21 protein-coding genes and 1 tRNA gene are annotated in these 18,187 nt (G+C 63.2%); 7 read left to right on the forward strand and 15 right to left on the reverse strand.

Annotated elements, in window-relative coordinates; genetic code table 11:
* Positions 1-2: 2 nt before the first annotated feature.
* The 3 genes from M8744_RS04500 (at position 3) to M8744_RS04510 (ending at position 4,490) form a co-directional block, all read left to right on the forward strand.
* Positions 3-1,016, forward strand: a complete 1,014-nt coding sequence (locus M8744_RS04500) for a ligase-associated DNA damage response exonuclease (RefSeq protein ID WP_251410138.1) — start codon at positions 3-5, stop codon at positions 1,014-1,016.
* Complete coding sequence (locus tag M8744_RS04505; RefSeq protein ID WP_251410141.1) at positions 1,013-2,605, forward strand: ATP-dependent DNA ligase; 1,593 nt, start codon at positions 1,013-1,015, stop codon at positions 2,603-2,605. The genes M8744_RS04500 and M8744_RS04505 overlap by 4 nt, the downstream gene beginning before the upstream one ends.
* 64 nt (positions 2,606-2,669) lie before the next feature.
* Entirely contained in the window at positions 2,670-4,490 is a 1,821-nt protein-coding gene (locus M8744_RS04510) for a M3 family oligoendopeptidase (RefSeq protein WP_251410144.1), read from the forward strand.
* An 82-nt stretch (positions 4,491-4,572) separates the two neighbouring features.
* On the opposite strand, the gene M8744_RS04515 is transcribed toward M8744_RS04510, so the two are convergent.
* Positions 4,573-4,842 (reverse strand): DksA/TraR family C4-type zinc finger protein, encoded by a 270-nt coding sequence (locus M8744_RS04515; protein WP_251410147.1) that lies wholly within the window; start codon positions 4,840-4,842, stop codon positions 4,573-4,575.
* Positions 4,843-4,932: 90 nt separating this feature from the next.
* Between M8744_RS04515 and M8744_RS04520 the strand changes: the two genes are divergently transcribed.
* A complete protein-coding gene (locus tag M8744_RS04520; RefSeq protein WP_251410149.1) occupies positions 4,933-6,108 on the forward strand; it encodes a dipeptidase in 1,176 nt (391 codons plus the stop codon).
* A 3-nt stretch (positions 6,109-6,111) separates the two neighbouring features.
* On the opposite strand, the gene M8744_RS04525 is transcribed toward M8744_RS04520, so the two are convergent.
* The 4 genes from M8744_RS04525 to M8744_RS04540 form a co-directional block, all read right to left on the reverse strand.
* Positions 6,112-6,558, reverse strand: coding sequence for a baeRF12 domain-containing protein (locus tag M8744_RS04525; RefSeq protein WP_251410152.1), 447 nt, complete (start codon positions 6,556-6,558; stop codon positions 6,112-6,114).
* Between the two features lie 69 nt (positions 6,559-6,627).
* Entirely contained in the window at positions 6,628-7,638 is a 1,011-nt protein-coding gene (locus M8744_RS04530) for a capsular polysaccharide export protein, LipB/KpsS family (RefSeq protein ID WP_251410155.1), read from the reverse strand.
* 21 nt (positions 7,639-7,659) lie between these two features.
* On the reverse strand, positions 7,660-8,556 hold the full coding sequence (gene rpoH, locus M8744_RS04535) for an RNA polymerase sigma factor RpoH (protein ID WP_251410158.1): 897 nt from the start codon (positions 8,554-8,556) through the stop codon (positions 7,660-7,662).
* Between the two features lie 158 nt (positions 8,557-8,714).
* Positions 8,715-9,740: an RluA family pseudouridine synthase gene (locus M8744_RS04540; protein WP_251410162.1), complete on the reverse strand. Its 1,026-nt coding sequence runs from the start codon at positions 9,738-9,740 to the stop codon at positions 8,715-8,717.
* Here M8744_RS04540 and M8744_RS04545 point away from each other — a divergent pair.
* Entirely contained in the window at positions 9,739-10,041 is a 303-nt protein-coding gene (locus M8744_RS04545; protein ID WP_251410165.1) for a DUF6476 family protein, read from the forward strand. The two genes, M8744_RS04540 and M8744_RS04545, sit on opposite strands and share 2 nt — an antisense overlap.
* Here the strand turns inward: M8744_RS04545 and M8744_RS04550 are convergent.
* Together M8744_RS04550 and M8744_RS04555 are read right to left on the reverse strand one after the other, a co-directional pair.
* Positions 10,042-10,118 (reverse strand) — tRNA-His (locus tag M8744_RS04550). It lies immediately after the preceding gene.
* A 68-nt stretch (positions 10,119-10,186) separates the two neighbouring features.
* The gene (locus M8744_RS04555; protein WP_251410168.1) at positions 10,187-10,669 is read right to left on the reverse strand and encodes a GNAT family N-acetyltransferase; all 483 of its coding nucleotides are present in this window, start codon (positions 10,667-10,669) and stop codon (positions 10,187-10,189) included.
* Positions 10,670-10,747: 78 nt separating this feature from the next.
* On the opposite strand from M8744_RS04555, the gene M8744_RS04560 reads away from it, so the two are divergent.
* Positions 10,748-10,942, forward strand: a complete 195-nt coding sequence (locus M8744_RS04560; RefSeq protein WP_251410171.1) for a DUF6324 family protein — start codon at positions 10,748-10,750, stop codon at positions 10,940-10,942.
* On the opposite strand, the gene M8744_RS04565 is transcribed toward M8744_RS04560, so the two are convergent.
* From M8744_RS04565 to M8744_RS04595, 7 genes are all read right to left on the reverse strand, one after another.
* Positions 10,926-11,378: an MmcB family DNA repair protein gene (locus tag M8744_RS04565; RefSeq protein ID WP_434481349.1), complete on the reverse strand. Its 453-nt coding sequence runs from the start codon at positions 11,376-11,378 to the stop codon at positions 10,926-10,928. The two genes, M8744_RS04560 and M8744_RS04565, sit on opposite strands and share 17 nt — an antisense overlap.
* 352 nt (positions 11,379-11,730) lie before the next feature.
* Complete coding sequence (locus M8744_RS04570) at positions 11,731-12,054, reverse strand: hypothetical protein (RefSeq protein ID WP_251410174.1); 324 nt, start codon at positions 12,052-12,054, stop codon at positions 11,731-11,733.
* Between the two features lie 118 nt (positions 12,055-12,172).
* Positions 12,173-13,123 carry a hypothetical protein gene (locus M8744_RS04575; RefSeq protein ID WP_251410177.1) on the reverse strand — a complete coding sequence of 317 codons (951 nt, stop codon included), beginning with the start codon at positions 13,121-13,123 and terminating at the stop codon, positions 12,173-12,175.
* Between the two features lie 3 nt (positions 13,124-13,126).
* Entirely contained in the window at positions 13,127-13,606 is a 480-nt protein-coding gene (nusB, locus tag M8744_RS04580; protein ID WP_251410179.1) for a transcription antitermination factor NusB, read from the reverse strand.
* Positions 13,603-14,154, reverse strand: coding sequence for a 6,7-dimethyl-8-ribityllumazine synthase (locus tag M8744_RS04585; RefSeq protein WP_251410182.1), 552 nt, complete (start codon positions 14,152-14,154; stop codon positions 13,603-13,605). Before M8744_RS04585 ends, nusB begins: the two co-directional genes overlap by 4 nt.
* 1 nt (position 14,155) lies before the next feature.
* Positions 14,156-15,292, reverse strand: a complete 1,137-nt coding sequence (gene ribB / locus M8744_RS04590; protein ID WP_251410187.1) for a 3,4-dihydroxy-2-butanone-4-phosphate synthase — start codon at positions 15,290-15,292, stop codon at positions 14,156-14,158.
* Between the two features lie 163 nt (positions 15,293-15,455).
* Complete coding sequence (locus tag M8744_RS04595; RefSeq protein WP_251410190.1) at positions 15,456-16,427, reverse strand: MBL fold metallo-hydrolase; 972 nt, start codon at positions 16,425-16,427, stop codon at positions 15,456-15,458.
* 155 nt (positions 16,428-16,582) lie between these two features.
* Between M8744_RS04595 and M8744_RS04600 the strand changes: the two genes are divergently transcribed.
* A complete protein-coding gene (locus tag M8744_RS04600; protein WP_251410193.1) occupies positions 16,583-17,515 on the forward strand; it encodes a DMT family transporter in 933 nt (310 codons plus the stop codon).
* Here M8744_RS04600 and M8744_RS04605 read toward each other — a convergent pair.
* Positions 17,439-18,122: a thiamine diphosphokinase gene (locus tag M8744_RS04605; RefSeq protein WP_251410196.1), complete on the reverse strand. Its 684-nt coding sequence runs from the start codon at positions 18,120-18,122 to the stop codon at positions 17,439-17,441. The genes M8744_RS04600 and M8744_RS04605 overlap by 77 nt on opposite strands.
* Between the last annotated feature and the right edge of the window lie 65 nt (positions 18,123-18,187).

Raw genomic sequence — 18,187 nt, forward strand, 5'->3', positions numbered from 1 at the left:
TCATGGCAAAGCGCGCGGTTCTGCAATTTACGGAGCGGGGGATTTTCTGCCCTGCTGGCGGGTTCTACATCGACCCGTGGCGCCCGGTCGACCGGGCGCTGATCACACATGCCCATGCCGACCACGCGCGCCCCGGCCATGGCGCCTATCTTGCCACGCATGCTAGCCTGCCGGTGATGCGCCACCGTTTGGGCGCGATTGCGGCAGACGGCATCGGGTACGGCGAACAGCGCCGGATCGGCGACGCGCTTGTCAGCTTTCACCCCGCGGGCCACGTGCCCGGCTCGGCGCAAATCCGGGTCGAGGTGGCGGGCGAGGTTTGGGTGGTGTCGGGCGATTACAAGCTGGGCGATGATGGTTTGTGCGACCCGTTCGAACCGGTCCGCTGCCACGCATTCATCAGCGAATGCACCTTTGGGCTGCCGGTTTTCCGCTGGCGCCCGCAGGCGCAGGTCGCCACTGACATACTCGACTGGTGGCAATCCAACGCGGCCGAAGGGCGGTTCAGCTTGCTGGGGGCCTATTCGCTGGGCAAGGCGCAGCGACTGCTGCACATGCTGCAAGATGGCCCCGGACCGATCCTGGCCCATGCGGCGGTGGAAAACGTGAACGCGATTCTGCGCGCCCAAGGGCTATCCTTGCGCAACACGACCCGCGTGACACCCGACCTCGATGCAAAAGCGCATCCCGGTGCACTTGTCATCGCGCCGCCCTCGGCCTTTGGCAGCACCTGGGCACGGCGGTTTGGGCAAGCCAGCACCGGATTTGCCAGCGGATGGATGCAGTTGCGCGGAGTACGACGTCGCCGCGCGATGGATCGAGGCTTTGTCGTATCAGATCACGCCGACTGGCCCGAACTGCACCACGCCATCACCGAAACGAACGCAGAAAGCATATATGTTACGCATGGTTATACGGAAACCTTCGCGCAATACCTGAAGGAAAGCGGATATGATGCGCATGTCGTCCCGACCGAGTTCGGCACCGACGAGGATGACGCCGAGGGCGCCGCATGAAACGCTTTGCCGCGCTTTTCACGCAGATTGACCAGACCACGAAAACATCTCGTAAAACCAATATATTGCGCGACTATTTTGAAACGGCCCCAGACCCGGACAAACTGTGGGCGGCCGCGCTGTTCTCCGGCCGCAGGCCCAAACGCGCCGTCACCACCACGCGGCTGCGCGAATGGGCGGCCGAGCGCGCGAACATTCCCTTGTGGCTGTTCGAAGACAGCTATGCCATCGTGGGCGACCTGGCCGAAACCATCGCCCTGGCCCTGCCGCCGTCCAGCCGCGCCGATGATCACAGCCTGACCGGCATGATCACGCGGCTGCGCGATTTGGCCACGCTGGACGAGGCCGCGCGCAAGCCCGTGATCCTCGACCTTTGGGATGGGCTCGACCAGACCGAGCGCATGGTTTTCAACAAGCTGTTGACCGGCGGCTTTCGCATCGGCATCAGCCAGAAACTGATGACCCGCGCCCTGGCACAGGCCGTGGGCCGCGACGAGGCCGAGATCGCCCACCGCTTGATGGGCGACTGGACAGCTGACAGCACCACGTGGCACCGCCTGATCCTGGCCGAGGATGCCAGCGCCGACCTGTCGCGCCCCTACCCCTTTGCGCTGGCCCACCAGTTGGAGGATGCGCCCGAAAGCCTTGGCCCGCGCGCCGATTGGCAGGCGGAATGGAAATGGGATGGCATCCGCGGCCAGTTGATCGTGAGGCAGGGGCAGCATTTCACTTGGTCGCGCGGCGAAGAGCTGATGACCGACCGTTTCCCCGAACTGGCGCGCGCGGTGGACGTTCTGCCATCGGGCACGGTTCTGGATGGTGAACTTGTCGCATGGGATGGCACGTCGCCGCTGCCCTTCAACAACCTGCAGAAACGCATCGGGCGCAAGACAGTGCCCAAGAAGCTGTTGAGAGAGGCCCCCGTGATCCTGCTGGCCTATGATCTGCTGGAACACCGCGGCCGCGACATGCGTGCCTGCCCGCTTTCGACACGGCGGGCCACGCTCGACATCCTGTTGGCCGACCTGCCCGACGACGCGCCGGTGCGCCCCTCGCCCCTGGTCAAGGCCGACAGCTGGGAGGGTCTGGCCAAGATCCGCGCCACCGCCCGCGAGACCCGCGCCGAGGGGCTGATGCTGAAACGACGCGAAAGCCCCTATTTCGTCGGTCGCAGGAAGGGGGATTGGTGGAAATGGAAACTTGACCCGCTGACCATCGACGCGGTCATGATATACGCGCAGGCTGGCCACGGGCGGCGCGCCAACCTGTTCACCGACTTCACCTTTGCCGTGCGCAACGGCGAGGCGCTGGTGCCCTTCACCAAGGCCTATTCCGGGCTGACGGATGCCGAGTTTCGCCAGATTTCCCAGTGGGTGCGCAAGAACACGATCCAGCGTTTCGGCCCTGTTCGCCAGGTCACACCTCACCACGTGTTCGAAATCGCCTTCGAGGGGATACAGCGCAGCCCGCGCCACAAGTCGGGCGTTGCGTTGCGGTTTCCCCGCATGGCGCGTTGGCGGCAAGACCTGTCGATCAAGGATGCCGACACGCTCGACCACCTGCACGCACTGCTGGATCTCTACGGCTAGGGTTGAGAGTGCGCCGCGTGCGCCATATGTCTGCCCTCAACGCTTGATAACAAAGGAACGCCCCATGCTGCACCTGCCCTTCCCCGTCCGCGATGCCAACGCCTCTTCCGGGTCCGACAATCTGGGCGACCTGCCGGAATGGGATCTGAGCGATCTTTACAAGGGCGAGGACGACCCCCAACTGCAAAAGGATCTGGACTGGCTGGAACAGGAATGTGCCGCTTTCGCCGCCGACTACGAGGGCAAGCTGGCCGCCTTGGACGCCGCCGGGCTGTTGACCTGCGTGCAGCGCAACGAACAGATCAGCGCCATCGCCGGGCGGGTGATGTCTTTTGCCGGGCTGCGGTATTACCAGCTGACAACCGATCCGGGGCGCGCCAAGTTCCTGTCGGACGCGCAGGAGAAGATCACCAATTTCACGACGCCGCTGGTGTTCTTCACGCTGGAACTGAACCGGATCGACGACGCCGCACTTGATGCGATGCTGGATGAGAACGCCGAATTGGGCCGCTACCGCGCGGTTTTCGACCGGATTCGCGCGATGAAGCCCTACCAACTGTCGGACGAGCTGGAAAAATTCCTGCATGACCTGGGAGTGGTGGGTGACGCCTGGGAGAGGCTTTTCGATGAAACCATCGCAAGCCTCGGCTTCGAGGTCGACGGCGAGGCGCTGAACATCGAGGGCACGCTGAACCTGCTGACCGACCACGATCGCGCGAAACGCGAAGCTGCGGCACGCGAACTGGCGCAGGTGTTCGGCGCCAATGTCAAGACTTTCGCCCGCGTTCACAACACGCAGGCCAAGGAAAAGGAAGTGATCGACCGCTGGCGCGGCATGCCCAGCCCGCAAACCGGCCGCCACCTTGCGAACGATGTCGAACCCGAGGTGGTCGAGGCGCTGCGCAACGCCGTGGTGGCGGCCTATCCGCGCCTCAGCCATCGGTATTACGAGCTGAAGCGCAAATGGCTGGGCCTTGACCGGATGCAGGTCTGGGACCGCAACGCGCCCTTGCCGATGGACAACCCCAAGACGGTTGGCTGGGACGAAGCCCGCGCCATTGTGACCGAGGCTTATGCCGGGTTCGATCCGCGCATGGCGGAACTGGCCGAACCGTTTTTCACCAAGGGCTGGATCGACGCGGCCGTGAAACCGGGCAAGGCGCCGGGTGCCTTTGCCCATCCTACCGTGACCGATGCACATCCTTACGTGATGCTGAACTATCTCGGCAAACCGCGCGACGTGATGACGCTCGCGCATGAGCTGGGCCACGGCGTGCATCAGCGGCTGGCCGCCGGACAAGGTGAAATGCTGTCATCGACCCCGCTGACGCTGGCCGAAACGGCATCTGTTTTTGGCGAGATGCTGACATTCCGTAAAATGTTGGAAAAAGCCAAGGATCAAAAGGAAAGAAAGGTTCTTCTGGCCGGAAAAGTTGAAGATATGATAAACACGGTTGTCCGGCAGATCGCGTTTTACGACTTTGAATGCAAGCTGCACGAGGCGCGCCGGGGCGGCGAGCTGACGCCCGATGACATCAACGACATCTGGATGAGCGTCCAGGGTGAGTCCCTTGGTCCGGCCTTCGATTTCATGGACGGGTATGAAACCTTCTGGGCCTATATCCCCCATTTCGTGCACTCGCCTTTCTACGTCTATGCCTATGCCTTCGGCGATGGGTTGGTGAACGCGCTTTACGCTGTTTACGAGGAAGCCCCCGAGGGGTTCCAGGAAAAGTATTTCGACATGCTCAAGGCCGGCGGCTCCAAGCATCACAAGGCGCTCTTGGCGCCCTTCGGCCTTGATGCGAGCGACCCCGAGTTCTGGGACAAGGGCCTGTCGATGATCGAATCCATGATAGACGAGCTTGAAGCGATGGAGGGCTGAGCGCCCCCTTGCCAATGACGCGGCCGGGGCGCGGCCGCGTCAGACTGCAACGCAGGATAGGCGCACCCAACCGCCCCATGCGTCACTTCAACTGACTGTCCTTCGAGCCGCGCCGGTTGATGCCCCCGCGCTGCGCGGCCCGCCCATCGCGTTCTGACGCGCAATCCACGCACAACTTGACGCCCGGGATCGCCTGCCGGCGCTTTTCGGGAATCTCTTCGCCGCATTCGGCGCAATCCGTCCGGCTTTCACCCTGCGGCTGGGGCCGGGCTTTCAGGCGCTTCAACTCGTCCTCTATCGACGCCTCGATCTGTTCGCTTACCGCGCCGTCCCGGCTCCATCCTCCGGCCATGGTTGACCTCCTTTCGCACACCACGCCACGTCAGGCTTGGCGCGCTGAAAATATTCCCACATTCTCGCCTAAAACGGGAGGAACGGAAAGATGCGTGTTTTGACGAAAGCCCTGGGCGCCCTTTTGGCGCTTTTGATCTTGGCCACGGCCGCATTTTTCCTGTTCGCGCCCGCCTATGTCGAGTCGCAGCGCAACGCTGTGATTCCGCACGCCCCCTACCCCGTTTCGACCGAGGCACGCGCCCTGCATGACAGCCTGATCGTGGGCGACTGGCATGCCGATCCACTGCTTTGGAAACGCGACCTGGCCGAACGCGGCAATCGCGGCCAGGTCGATATTCCACGCCTGATCGAGGGCGGCGTGGCGGTTCAGGTCTTTACCGCCGTCACCAAATCGCCCGCGGGCCAGAATTACGAGGAAAACAGCGCCGAGGCGTTTGACAACATCACCCTGTTGGCTGTCGGGCAGCTTTGGCCAATGCGCACATGGACCAGCATCTACGAGCGCGCGATCTACCAGGCCGAGAAGCTGCATCGTTTCGAACGGCAATTGGCCGGGCAGTTGAGAATCATCAAGTCCCGGGCCGACCTGGACGCAGTGCTGACCGCCCGCGCCGAGGGTGGTGACATCGTGGGCGGCATCCTGGGTGTCGAGGGGCTGCACCCGCTGGAAGGCGATTTTGCCAAGCTCGACGGGTTGTATGACGCCGGGCATCGGCTATTCGGGCTGCACCATTTCTTCGACAATGAACTGGGCGGCTCGTTGCACGGGACAGGCGATGCCGGGCTGACCGAGTTTGGCCTCCAGGTGGTGGCCGAGCTGGCCCGGCGGCCGGTTATCATCGACCTGGCCCATTCCAGCCCGCAAGTGGTGCGCGAGGTGCTGGAGATGACGGACGTGCCGTTGGTCCTGTCCCATTCCGGCCTTCATTCGCACTGCGAGGTCACGCGCAACCTGCCTGACGACCTGATGCGCCAGATCGCGGAAACCGGCGGTGTGATAGGCATGGGGTATTGGGCCGATGTCGTATGTGGCCCGATCACGCCCGACGGGATTGCCGAAATGATTGCCGCCGCCATTGCCGTGGTCGGCGAAGACCACGTATCGCTTGGGTCGGATTTCGACGGGTCGGTTGAAACGGCCTTCGACACCTCGGAACTGCCCGCGCTCACCCATGCGCTGTTGGCGCAAGGGTTGAGCGAGGCGCAGATCGCCAAGGTCATGGGCGGCAACATGATCCGCGTGCTGCGCGCCCGGCTTGACTAGGGCTCAGACGGCCAGCACGTCTTGCAGATGCGATGGCAGATCGGCCAGCTCGGTCTTGGTCAGATCCTTGTCCAGGTCTGCGTGCAAGGCCGATTTGAGCGGCGCGGGCATGTCGTCGCGCAACGCGCCCAGCATCTTGGGGGCCGCCGCAACCACCAGCCTGTCATAGCCGTTGGCCTGAAAGATGCGCGCGGTTTCATCCATCACGTGATCAGCGAAATCCTCGCGTTGCTGGCGGCGCTCCGACGTGGGCCGTTCGAATTCATGCCCCCCCATGCCCGGCCCGCCACGCTGGCGACCCGGCGCATCGGCGTAACGGCTGCTGATCTCGCCCAGGTCATCGACCGTGTAGGTGGCAATCTCGGCCACGCCCTTGCCGACGCCGACGTTTTCAACAAGCCTCATCTGCTTTTCACTGGCCAGCAATATCAATGTGCGAACGGGTTTCATGCATGAACCTCCTTTTCGGGTATACCCCATGACTCTGGGGGTTCAGGCGGCACCAATCAATGATCTGGGTCAGATCGCGTAGCCAGTTGCCCTGATACGGTGCAGCACCTGTTCCAACAGGTTAGGCCCGCCGGCATTCACGCACATATGCCCGAAATACCAGTAAACGTACTTGTCATAGTGGCGCGCCGGGGCCGGGCCGCGCAGCGCCGCGCCCAGCGCATCGGCCGATTGGGCCACGGTGGCGATATGATGAAAATCGGCCTTCCCACACAGGATCACGGGTTTTCGATGCAGGTAAGCCTCGACACCCACGGCCGAGTTGATCGTGACCACCCGATCGGAGGCGGCGATGATATCGTGGATATTGCCGGTACTGATCGCCAGCCGCGGCGCAGCGGCCCGGAACGCCGCCAGACGATTATAGACCGCGCCATCCAGTTCGCGCGGGTGCGGTTTGACGATGACCGGCCCCTCGGTGGCGGCAAGCACCGTTTCCAGCATCGTCCAGCGATCAAGATAGCAGGTCTCACCGACGGTGCGATGGCCCTCGGATTGCAGGAAAACCGCCGCCTCGGCCCGCGGCAAGGGGGCGCGTTCTTGCGGCTGCTCATAGCGCGACTGTCGAGCTGCAACCAGACGATCGCGCTGACGGCGGATAAAGGCCCGCGCCTTGTCGGCATCCACCCGAGCGGGGCGGAACGGGCGCCCAGCGATCGACGAAAAGGCCCGGATGCCATCCGGGTCAAGGTTCCAGAACGGGTAGATATAGGCAATGCCCGCATTCAATGCGCGCGGGTGCTGCACGCGGCCATGGTTGATGATGTGAAACGCATCATCGGCATCCAGCGCACCGGGCAGCGCGTCGCGGTTGATCGGCACCGCGCGCCAATTGATCCCGCGTTCGGCCAAGCCCTCTGTCAGCTTTTGGTAAAACGGCAGCATGGCGGCCGGATCGACCACCCAATCGGCAGGCAGATGAAAGACGATTTCAGACATCGCGCGCAGTTGACCGCCCCGCATCGCCAAAGACAAGCCCCCGCGCGCATCCTGCGCACGGGGGCCTGAGAAAATGGCCATCTGGCCGGAAAGGCGGCTCCGTCACGCGGCGGGCAACATGCCTTTTTCAGCGGCCAGTTCACGCATCCGCTGTTGCAGCTTTTCAAAGGCGCGCACCTCGATCTGGCGAATACGTTCGCGGCTGACATCGTATTGCCCGCTCAGATCCTCCAGCGTGACGGTCTCGTCGCTCAGCCGGCGCTGGGTCAGGATATCGCGCTCACGATCGTTCAGAACTTCCATCGCGCGGGCCAGGAGTTCGCGGCGGGCTTTCAACTCGTCGCGTTCTTCGTACTCGGTGGCCTGGTCGGCGTCTTCATCTTCCAACCAGTCCTGCCACTGCATCGAGCCTTCGCCCTCTTGACCCACCTGCGCGTTCAGCGACGCGTCGCCGCCGGACATGCGGCGGTTCATGCTGATGACCTCGTCCTCGGTCACGCCAAGATCGGTGGCAATCTGCTTGACGTTCTCGGGGCGCAAGTCGCCATCTTCCAGCGCACCGATACGGGCCTTGGCCTTGCGCAAGTTGAAAAAGAGCTTTTTCTGCGCGCTCGTGGTGCCCAGTTTCACCAAGCTCCATGACCGCAGGATATATTCCTGGATCGAGGCGCGGATCCACCACATTGCATAGGTTGCCAAGCGGAACCCCTTTTCGGGGTCGAACCGCTTGACGGCCTGCATCAGGCCGACATTCGCCTCGGAAATCACCTCGGCTTGGGGCAGGCCATAGCCGCGGTAGCCCATGGCGATCTTGGCCGCCAGGCGCAGGTGACTGGTAACCATCTTGTGCGCGGCCTCGGAATCCTGGTCTTCGACCCAGCGCTTGGCCAGCATGTATTCTTCTTCCGGTTCCAGCAGTGGAAATTTGCGGATTTCCTGCAAGTAGCGGTTCAGGCCGCCTTCTGGCGTTGGTGCCGGCAGATTTGCGTAATTGCTCATTATCCCTGTCCCCTCCTTAATGTTTAAGGGTTTAACATGACAGTTAGGGCGCCATGCCGCCCGTTTCAAGGGTCTGTTTCCACTATACGGAATATGGGCGCTTTTCCGTCGTTTTGCGCGAAATGTGACAAGGCCCTCACGGCCTTGTGCACCGCGTTTCAGCCGCGCAGCGCGCCCAGAAGGGTGGCGAAATCGGTTGGCAAGGCGGCCTCGAACCGCATCGGTTCGCCGCTGACCGGGTGATCAAACCCCAGGATCGCCGCATGCAGGGCCTGGCGCGGAAAGGCGTGCGCGGCGTCCACCGCCGCGGCACTCACCGCTTTTTCCGACAACTTGCGCCGCCCGCCGTAAACCGGGTCACCGATCAGCCCGTGGCCAACATGGGCCATGTGCACACGGATCTGATGCGTGCGCCCGGTTTCAAGGCGACATTCCACCAAGGCCACAACCGGGGGCTGGCCGAACCGCTCCAGCAGGCGCACCCGCGTCACGGCGTGCCGCCCGCCCTGGAACAGCACCGCCTGTTTCTGACGGTCGGTCTTGTGCCGGGCCAGTTGGGTGGTGATCTTCATCACGTTGCCCGTCTCGAAGCTGACGCCGCGCACACCGCCAAGGCGCGGATCGGCCTGATCGGGCACGCCATGGCACAGCGCAAGGTAAGCACGGTCTACCGTGTGCCTTTCGAATTGCGCGGCCATCCCATGATGGGCGCGGTCGGATTTGGCCACCACCAGAAGACCGCTCGTATCCTTGTCTATCCGGTGCACGATGCCAGGCCGCTTGGCCCCGCCCACCCCGGAAAGCGCCCCGCCGAAATGATGCAGCAGCGCATTGACCAGCGTGCCGCCGGGGCTGCCGGGCGCGGGATGAACCACCATGCCCGCAGGCTTGTTCACCACGATCAGGTCATCGTCTTCGAACACCACCTCCAGCGGAATGTCCTCGGGGGCGATATGGCTTTCGTCGGCCTCGTGAACGGTGATCACGGCAATATCGCCCTCGGCCACGCGGGCCTTGGCATCGGTCACGGCCGTACCGTTCACCGTCACCAAACCTTCGGCGATCAGTCGCGCCAGCCGCGTGCGCGACAGCGCCGCCGCCTCTGGCACATCGCGCGCCAGCGCCTTATCAAGGCGGGGCGGCGGCATGGCGCCGATACGCACTGTAACAAGGGTGCTTTGCATGGATGACCTGCCCCAGCCGGAAGAACCGGCCAACCTTAAATTTCTGCGCCTTCTGGTGACAACCCTGACGACGGTTATGATCGTGGGCGTCATAGTGGTGATCGGCCTGCTTGTCACGCGCTTGCGCGACGCAGGCCCCGCCCTGCCCGACCAGGTCACCCTGCCCGCCGGCACCGGCGCCACCGCTTTTACACAAGGCGACGGCTGGTTTGCCGTCGTGACAGACGACCAGCGCATCCTGATCTACAACCGCCTGACCGGCGCCTTGCAGCAAGAGATCGCGATTACCGCAGGAGAGTGATGGTACCGCCTCCCTGGCTTGAACAGGGGACCTCTGGATCCACAATCCAGCGCTCTAACCAACTGAGCTAAGGCGGCACTGTCGGGCGATTTAGCGGCACCCGCGCGCGAATGCAAGGGCATTGACCGGATTTTTCCGCGCGCCTTTAAAGCGCGATTTCCCAGGTCTGTTCCACCAGGTCCACGCCGAAATTGTGCACCGGTTCCTGCGCGATGCAGCGCCAGCCGTTACGTTGGTAGAGCGCACAGGCCGCCTTGTGGCTTTCATGGGTCCAAAGCTGCATCCGGGTGTAGCCGCGCGCCCGGGCCCACGCCGTGCACTCATCCAGCAACCTTTGGCCAAGCCCGGTGCCACGTGCCGCAGGCACGGTCAGGAACAGGCGCAGCTTGGCGGTGTCCTCATCAAGCCGAACGCAAAAGATGCTGCCAAGGCGCACATCGCCGTGCCACGCGATCCAGGCACGTTCACAGGCGGGGTCATGGTCACGAATGTAGTTGGCCAGGATTTCCGCCACCAACGCCTCGAAACTGGCATCAAACCCTTCGTCGCGGGCATAAAGTTCGGCATGTTGCTGGATCAGCCAGCCGGCATCGCCGATTGCAAGATCGCGCAGGACAATATCGTTCATGCCAGGCATCTGATACCGCGCGCGCTTGCCAATCAAGGGCGAACCCGCTAATCGCCGCGCAAAGCAAGGAGATCCGGGATGGGCATCAACACCGAACGCGATATCGAGGCAAACCTGCAAATCGGTCCCACCGAGCTTGGCATGGTGCGGCTGTTCATCGAGGGCGAAGGCATCGAAATTCCGATGGATTTCAGCCCCGACGAGGCCGATGAAATCGCCGAAGAAATTCGCGCTGCGGCCCGCGCCGCGCGGGCCGTCAAACCGCGAAAGTAAAGCCGGGGTCGCGCAGCGCCTGCAGGCGCCGCGCGGCATGCGCCGCGAATCTGCGTGTCAGCGCGCGTCGGCGTGCGCCCGGCAGCTTTTGTTCTGCCGGCATCCGCACCAGTTCGGCACTGTAATCATCGGCCAGGATCAGCCCGGTGTCTTCGGGCAGCAACTCGACCGGGAAATCGGCGTCAACCGCCCAGAAAAATCGGTCGCACCATTCCAGGTAGCCGTGCCATTTGGCGTCTGATTGAAAATCGGCCCGCCCGGATTTGCACTCGACCACCCACAGCTCACCTTTGGGGCCAAGCGCCATCACATCGACCCGCTTGCCCCGCTGCGGGGAAAATTCTTCGACGCAGGCAAAATCATGCGTGGCAAGATGGCGGCACACGCCGCGTGCAAGCCGTTGACCGGGCATCAATATTTCAGTCGTGCCTGACATGGCGTGCCCCGAATGATGGTCTTGCAGCCGCCTGGCCCGCCCCGGTTCAGCATCGGCACCGGGCTGGCCAGAAGGCGGATAAAGGATGAAACAAAACAGGAACAATCGCAACCCCTTGTCGCGAGCCGCATGACACACTAGGTAGCTCAGTGGCGGGTGCTGCTCTTCACGTGATACGGTTGCATTCCGGTGGCCTTACCCAAATCCGAGGGAGTTGGCTCTGTCCGGGCCCTGGTCCGGTTACCTGACGCCCACCTGTACATACAGGTCCTCGGGAATGAGATAACCACACGGTCGCTGCGGGCCCGCCACTTCACCCCGGCAACCATGTAACTGGAAGACGGCGCCCCGGTCAGTACCCTTTGGGTGCCTTGGCTTCGGCCTTGACCATGACGGGTTTGCTCATGTCGACGCGCACGGGGCTGCGGTTGCCCTTGTCGTCGTCATCGTCATCGTCGTCTTTCATCCGCATCACCGCGATGCCGAACTGCACGCCCGCAAAGACGATACCGTTGGCCAGCCACAGAACCGCCACGGCAATCAACCCCTTGTCGGAATGGGTCACGAGGTGCCACAGGTTCGCCACGTTGAGGTACAATAGCAGGCCGACGAAGACCCCGGCCAGGGCAAAGCCGATGGCCACGTTGACGATGTAAAGGCGAATGAGTTTGGGCATGGAAACCTCCTGTCACAAGGCCTGAAACATAACGTCGGACTGGCCGGTATCAACCCCGCGGACGGTCTCACCGGGGGTTTAGGCCGTTTTGGCCGGTGCCGCCAGGTTCCGTGGCGCGCTATTTCGACAGGCGCCGCGCCAACAGCGCCGCGGCGCGCTCTCCCGCGGCCCCGTTCAACATCGTTTCGTTCGGGTGGCCCTCGCGAATCGGATACATGTGCGTCTCGTAAGACACGTCGTTGAACTTGACACCGACCTCGCAAACCATCAGCCGCCCGTCAGCGGCGGCAAGGATATCGATCCCGAAAAATCCGAATCCCAGCGCGTGCGATACCTGCGCGGCGATGCGTTGTATGTGTGCCTCGTTCGGCCGTACAAGGCGGTCGTGGAGCGCGCGTATCAGGCCCAGGTCCTGCGGGGTATCGACGTTGTGCACCGAGGGCCCGCCATGTTCCACGTCCCGCGCCCGCACGTAGACAAAATTGATATCCGGCCCAACGCAAAGTGCCCGCAGACACACGTGATATGTCTGCCCACCTTCTTGGTGCCGACAGTCGACATAGTCGACGTTGAACCGCCCCGCGTCGAGCTCTGCGCCGGGCGGCAACACCTCGACGGCCTGATGCGAGGCCGACAGGCTGTTCGAAAACACTTTGGTCGCGGCTTCGCCCGAGGAAAGCGACGGCGTTGGCACCGAATGCAGGCGCAAGACTTCACTGGTTGCGCGCTTGTTCGCCAAAACCAGCGCCTGTTCCAGCCCGTGTATCAGGGTAAGCCCCTGCGTGCGGCAATAGCTGCTCAGCATGGCCATGGCCGGAAGCCGCAAGTCCAGATTGCGGTAAAATTCATCCTCGTTCAGCGACAGGGCCACGACAGAGCCGCGCGGAAGGTTTGCGGCGAAAAGCTTGCGCAGGCCGGCGAACCGGTGCGCCCTTATACCGCGCGCGCGCAACGCCTGCACGAAATTGCGGCGAAACGAGCCCGTTGCCTTTGCCCCCTTGGAGCGGTGGCCATCAAGGAAAGTTATAAGCGCGACCTCGGGCTCTGGTGTCTCGGGCGCGGCTGACATGGGTCAGAAAGCGTCGGGGCGCACCTCGCGCGCCATGTGATCGAGCACCGCGTTGACGAAACCGGGTTCGCGGCCCTCGGGATAGAACGCCCCGGCGATATCGACGAATTCCTTTATCACGACCTTGGGCGGCGTGTCCTGCGTGATCATCTCGGCACCGGCCGCGCGGAACAGCGCCCGCAGCACCGAATCGATTCGTCCCAGCGGCCATTTCGCCACCAGCGCCCGGTCGGTCATGTGGTCGATCCTAGTCTGCCAGTTCACGGCCTCGTTCACCAGCGCGCGGAAATGGTCGGGATGGCCCTCGGCCATCTCGTCGTCTTCATAGGTCGCCCCGAAACGATGGTCGATGAATTCACGCACCACCGCGTCTGTCGATTGGCCGGATTGTTCCATCTGGAACAGCGCCTGCACGGCGTAAAGCCGGGCGGCCGATTTCATCTGGCGGCGGGCGTCGTCCCTGGGCGCGGATCTGGTCGTCATGCGGTGTGGTTATCCTTGGATTGCCCCGCGATCTGGTATTCGTCGCGTGCGGGCTGAAATCCCACGCTGTCGCGGGGCGTGCCCCACTTACGGGCAAGCGCCACCAGATGCAAGGCCGCAGCCGCCGCGCCGCCGCCCTTGTTCTGATCAGCGGGATCGGCGCGTACCTCGGCCTGGCGGCGGGTTTCCACCGTCAGTATGCCGTTGCCGATGCACAGCCCCTGGAGGCCCAGCAGCGTCAGCCCCCGGCTGCTGTCGTTGCAGACGGTTTCGTAATGGGTGGTCTCGCCCCGGATGACGCAGCCCAACGCCACGTAGCCATCGTAATTCGACAGGCGTTCGGCCATGCCGATGGCACTCGGAATTTCCAGTGCGCCGGGCACCTCGACCAGGTCATGGGTGCCGCCCGCCGCCTCGATTTCCGCCCGCGCGCCCGCGATCAGGTTGTCGGCGATATCCTTGTAATAGGGCGCGACGACGATCAGCAGCTTAACGGGCTTGTTGAACTCGGCCCGGGGCAAGGTGTAATGGGTTTCCGTGCCAGCCATGTCAGGCCCCCCTTTCGATCTTGCGGGTTCCGGTGATTTCCAGGCCATACGCCTCGAGCCCGACAACCTTGGGCGTGCCGGAATTGGTCAGCAATTCGAGCCGCGATAGCCCCAGCGACGACAGGATCTGCGCTCCCAGCCCGTATTGGCGCAGGGTTTGCGGGCTTGCCTCGCCTTCTTGCGCGATCTTCATTTCCAGGTCGCGCAGCAAAACCACCACGCCGCGGCCCTCGGCCGCGATCTGGCGCATCGCGTCGGAAAACTCGAAGGCACGGCCGGCAGGGCCCGCGCCCACCATATCGTGCAACGGGTCAAGCGCATGCATCCGCACCAGAACCGGCGCCTCGCCGGTGATATCGCCCTTGATCAACGTGATATGCTCGGCGCCTTGCGTTTCGTCGATATAGACACGCATCTGCCATTCGCCGCCGAACTCGCTGGTGATGGTCTTTTCGGCGCGCATCTTGACCAGGTTGTCATACCGGCGGCGATAGCCGATCAGGTCGGAGATCGTACCGATCTTGAGCCCATGCCGCTGGGCAAAGGTCACAAGATCGGGCAGGCGCGCCATGGTGCCATCCTCGTTCATGATCTCGCAGATCACGCCCGAAGGGTTAAGCCCGGCCAGGCGGCTGACATCGACCGCCGCCTCGGTATGGCCCGCGCGCACCAGCACGCCGCCGTCGCGCGCGCGCAACGGAAAGACGTGACCGGGCGTGGCGATATCCTGCGGCCCCTTGGCGGCGTCGATCGCCACCGCGATGGTGCGGGCGCGATCATGCGCCGAAATGCCGGTGCTCACCCCTTCGCGCGCCTCGATCGAGATCGTGAAGGCGGTTTCATGCCGGCTGGAGTTGTTCGTGCTCATCAGCTGAAGCCCCAGCTGGTCGGCACGCTGGCTGGTCATCGCCAGGCAGATCAGACCACGCCCGTGCATAGCCATGAAGTTGACCGCCTCGGGCGTTGCCATCTGGGCGGGTATCACCAGGTCGCCCTCGTTCTCGCGGTCCTCGTGATCGACCAGGATGAACATGCGCCCGTTGCGCGCATCCTCGATGATGTCCTCGATCGAGGAAATGGCATCATGCCAGTTTTCTTCGACCGGGCCCGGCTGTTCGTATTTCGCGCTGTCGGCCATGGGTCCCCCTGTGGCAGCTTTCCCCGGCGAAATAGCGCAGGTACCGCACGATGACCAGAGGAACGGCGCGTCGCACCGGCCGCGCGGCCGGTGCGACAGGGCGCGCTTCACCCCCGGGATACGCGCCGGGAAATGAAACACGCAGTCTCGCGCCCTGCCCGGGTCACTCGGTGAACTGCCACAACGCCGGGATAAAGCGATAGCTGTCATCCTCACGCAGCACATGACCGACCCCCGGGAAGGGGAAATGGTACCCCAGGATCGAAATCCGGTCGGCGGCGGCCATGTCAAGCAGGCGAAGACGGGTGGCAACGGTCTGTTCGCCGTCGGCATCAAAGTTGTTGTACCAGTCAGGATGGGCGAAATTGGTGTAGGCGTGGCTCATCGCGTCGCCCAGCGCCATCAGTTGCTTGCCGCCCGACTCGACCACCACGCTCATGTGGCCCGGCGTGTGGCCCGGCGTGTCGATGACGCGCACGCCCGGCACGATTTCGTCATCGTTGCCCAGCAGCGTCCACTCCAGCCCCTCGGCGGTGATCGAGTTTACCGCGCCCAGCACGAATTGCTGGTCCTCGGCGGCGACCTTGTTCACAAGATCATCCTGCATCCAGTAGTCATGCTCGGCCTGGCCGATGAAATACTGCGCATCAGGGAAAAGCGGCTCATCGAAATCGTCGCGGATACCCCAGATGTGATCGGGGTGGGCATGGGTGATGACGACATGGGTTATCTCGGACGGGTCTACGCCCGCGTCTTCCATGTTGGAAATCAGCCGGCCCACGCTGGGCATGAAACGGTTGCCCGAGCCAACATCGACCAGCACCTTGGCATCACCCGCTTCGACCAGCAGGTGATTTGTGTGCGAATACCCGTCGGTCGGCGACAGGTAATGCTTTTCCAGGAATGCCTGCACCTCGTCACGCGGGGCGTTCACGCCCAGCCCATCGGCCGGCAGGCTGAAGAAACCGTCCGAAAGGATCGTGATGCGCATGTCACCAAGGGTGAACCGGAAATGCCCCGGGTTCGGCGCATCCGGCGCCCCGAGCTGCGCGCGCACCGCGCCGGGCAGCGCAAAGGCCGGGGCCATCGCGGCAAGTTTCAGGATCTCACGTCGCGTGGGTTTCAAAAGGGTCATGGCTGGCGTCCTCCCATTGTTCATTTCGCTTGGCCCCAGCTTAGGGCGTGCAGCAGTCAACGCAATGCGTTTGATGAATATGTTTTACGCGATCTTGTCCACGGGCCAGCAACTAGGGATTGCAACGCCACCCACCCACGTCTAGCGTTGCGCGCATGTCTGAAGATCGCCCCATACTCGGCATCGGCCTGATGCTAGGATTTTGCATCGTCGCGCCTTTGGCCGACGCCGTCGCCAAGCTGCTTGGCCAGGCGGTGCCGCTGGGCGAGGTCTTGCTGTTCCGTTTCGGCCTTCAGGCGGCGATTCTCATTCCGTTGATCGCGCTGACCGGGCGGATCTGGCGAATGCGCGGCATGGTGCTGTGGCTGACCGGCCTGCGCACTGTGGTGCATCTTACGGGCATCGCGATGATGTTTACCGCGCTGCGCTACCTGCCGCTGGCCGAGGCGATTGCCATCACCTTCGTGATGCCGTTCTTCTTGCTGATCCTGGGCAAGTTCGTTTTGGGCGAAGAGGTGGGGCACCGGCGCGTCATCGCCTGCATCGTGGGCTTTGCCGGCACTTTATTGGTGGTGCAACCCAGCTTCGCCCAGGTCGGCTGGCCCGCGCTGCTGCCTGTGGGCGTGGCGCTGAACTTCGCGGTTTTCATGCTCATGACGCGCAAGATCGCCAAGGCGACCGACCCGATCGGGTTGCAGGCGGTCAGCGGCGTCATGGCGGTTGCGATCATGCTGCCACTACTGGCCTTTGGCACCGAGACGGGGCTGAATTTCGAGGTATCGGGCGGGTATGAATGGGGCCTGTTACTGGCCATCGGCAGCCTTGGCACGCTGGCGCACCTTCTGATGACATGGTCGCTGCGATATGCGCCCTCGGCCACGGTGGCGCCGATGCAATACCTTGAAATTCCCTTTGCCACGCTTATCGGCTGGCTGATCTTTTCCAACTGGCCCAACCCGATCGCGGCCGCAGGGATATGCGTCATCATGGCTGCGGGCCTTTACGTTCTGTTCAGGGAGCGGGCCACCAGCCGGGCAAAGCCAGAACCACCCGCACCGTCAGATCCAACGCAGATCGCGGCAGGATAAGCAGCATACCGGGTTCATCGAATGTCAGGCGCACGGGTCCGGTGGCCATGTTGGACGTGCCCACGCGGCCATGAGGCGCGAAATCGATCCCGTCGATGGGCCATCGCAACCCGTGCGAGTGCCCCCTGACCGGCCGCATCGGGAAAAGCGAAACGCGCGTGCCCGCTGCCAGATCCAGGTGCAGATCGGGGGGCGCCAGCATAACGATCTCGTCGCCGCCCACCAGGATGCAGGGCCGGTGCGCATGGCGCACAAGCGCGTTGTAATTGGCCAATTCATGATCACGCCGCGCCCCCATGAACCCCGCGCCCAGCACAAGCGGCGTCACAACCGAACGCAGCGCCTTGTCAAAATCGGTGCTGACCTGTTCGGAAATGGTGTGGATGCGCGCCGGATCGATCTGCGCGCGCGTCTCCGGGTCAAGGCTGTCCATATCGCCCACCACCGCGCGTGGCATCACCCCCGCGGCCAGGGCCGTGGCCGCACCGCTGTCGACGGCGACAACCTCGGGCGCAAGCGCATGCAGGCACCTGACGGTCGCCGAGTCGGCCTCCCCGCCGCCGACCAGCAAAAGTGGTGTGTCGGTGCGAACAATTTTAACTGTCATTGAAGGATTATCCCGTTTTCGGGAAACAAACCACATTCCTGCCATGAAATGATACGGTAAAAACC

This window comes from Lutimaribacter degradans, assembly GCF_023703375.1.
Classification (GTDB): Bacteria; Pseudomonadota; Alphaproteobacteria; order Rhodobacterales; family Rhodobacteraceae; genus Lutimaribacter; species Lutimaribacter degradans.

What these genes read in the sequence shown, in the direction of transcription:
- M8744_RS04570 (WP_251410174.1), bottom strand. Translation starts at nt 12,054, where the DNA reads ATGCCCAAACTCATTCGCCTTTACATCGTCAACGTGGCCATCGGCTTT.
- M8744_RS04600 (WP_251410193.1), top strand. Translation starts at nt 16,583, where the DNA reads ATGTCTGAAGATCGCCCCATACTCGGCATCGGCCTGATGCTAGGATTT.
- M8744_RS04515 (WP_251410147.1), bottom strand. Translation starts at nt 4,842, where the DNA reads ATGGCCGGAGGATGGAGCCGGGACGGCGCGGTAAGCGAACAGATCGAG.
- rpoH (WP_251410158.1), bottom strand. Translation starts at nt 8,556, where the DNA reads ATGAGCAATTACGCAAATCTGCCGGCACCAACGCCAGAAGGCGGCCTG.
- M8744_RS04520 (WP_251410149.1), top strand. Translation starts at nt 4,933, where the DNA reads ATGCGTGTTTTGACGAAAGCCCTGGGCGCCCTTTTGGCGCTTTTGATC.
- M8744_RS04575 (WP_251410177.1), bottom strand. Translation starts at nt 13,123, where the DNA reads ATGTCAGCCGCGCCCGAGACACCAGAGCCCGAGGTCGCGCTTATAACT.
- M8744_RS04540 (WP_251410162.1), bottom strand. Translation starts at nt 9,740, where the DNA reads ATGCAAAGCACCCTTGTTACAGTGCGTATCGGCGCCATGCCGCCGCCC.
- nusB (WP_251410179.1), bottom strand. Translation starts at nt 13,606, where the DNA reads ATGACGACCAGATCCGCGCCCAGGGACGACGCCCGCCGCCAGATGAAA.
- M8744_RS04505 (WP_251410141.1), top strand. Translation starts at nt 1,013, where the DNA reads ATGAAACGCTTTGCCGCGCTTTTCACGCAGATTGACCAGACCACGAAA.
- M8744_RS04565 (WP_434481349.1), bottom strand. Translation starts at nt 11,378, where the DNA reads ATGTCAGGCACGACTGAAATATTGATGCCCGGTCAACGGCTTGCACGC.
- M8744_RS04560 (WP_251410171.1), top strand. Translation starts at nt 10,748, where the DNA reads ATGGGCATCAACACCGAACGCGATATCGAGGCAAACCTGCAAATCGGT.
- ribB (WP_251410187.1), bottom strand. Translation starts at nt 15,292, where the DNA reads ATGGCCGACAGCGCGAAATACGAACAGCCGGGCCCGGTCGAAGAAAAC.
- M8744_RS04530 (WP_251410155.1), bottom strand. Translation starts at nt 7,638, where the DNA reads ATGGCCATTTTCTCAGGCCCCCGTGCGCAGGATGCGCGCGGGGGCTTG.
- M8744_RS04510 (WP_251410144.1), top strand. Translation starts at nt 2,670, where the DNA reads ATGCTGCACCTGCCCTTCCCCGTCCGCGATGCCAACGCCTCTTCCGGG.
- M8744_RS04525 (WP_251410152.1), bottom strand. Translation starts at nt 6,558, where the DNA reads ATGAAACCCGTTCGCACATTGATATTGCTGGCCAGTGAAAAGCAGATG.
- M8744_RS04595 (WP_251410190.1), bottom strand. Translation starts at nt 16,427, where the DNA reads ATGACCCTTTTGAAACCCACGCGACGTGAGATCCTGAAACTTGCCGCG.
- M8744_RS04605 (WP_251410196.1), bottom strand. Translation starts at nt 18,122, where the DNA reads ATGACAGTTAAAATTGTTCGCACCGACACACCACTTTTGCTGGTCGGC.
- M8744_RS04555 (WP_251410168.1), bottom strand. Translation starts at nt 10,669, where the DNA reads ATGAACGATATTGTCCTGCGCGATCTTGCAATCGGCGATGCCGGCTGG.
- M8744_RS04545 (WP_251410165.1), top strand. Translation starts at nt 9,739, where the DNA reads ATGGATGACCTGCCCCAGCCGGAAGAACCGGCCAACCTTAAATTTCTG.
- M8744_RS04585 (WP_251410182.1), bottom strand. Translation starts at nt 14,154, where the DNA reads ATGGCTGGCACGGAAACCCATTACACCTTGCCCCGGGCCGAGTTCAAC.
- M8744_RS04500 (WP_251410138.1), top strand. Translation starts at nt 3, where the DNA reads ATGGCAAAGCGCGCGGTTCTGCAATTTACGGAGCGGGGGATTTTCTGC.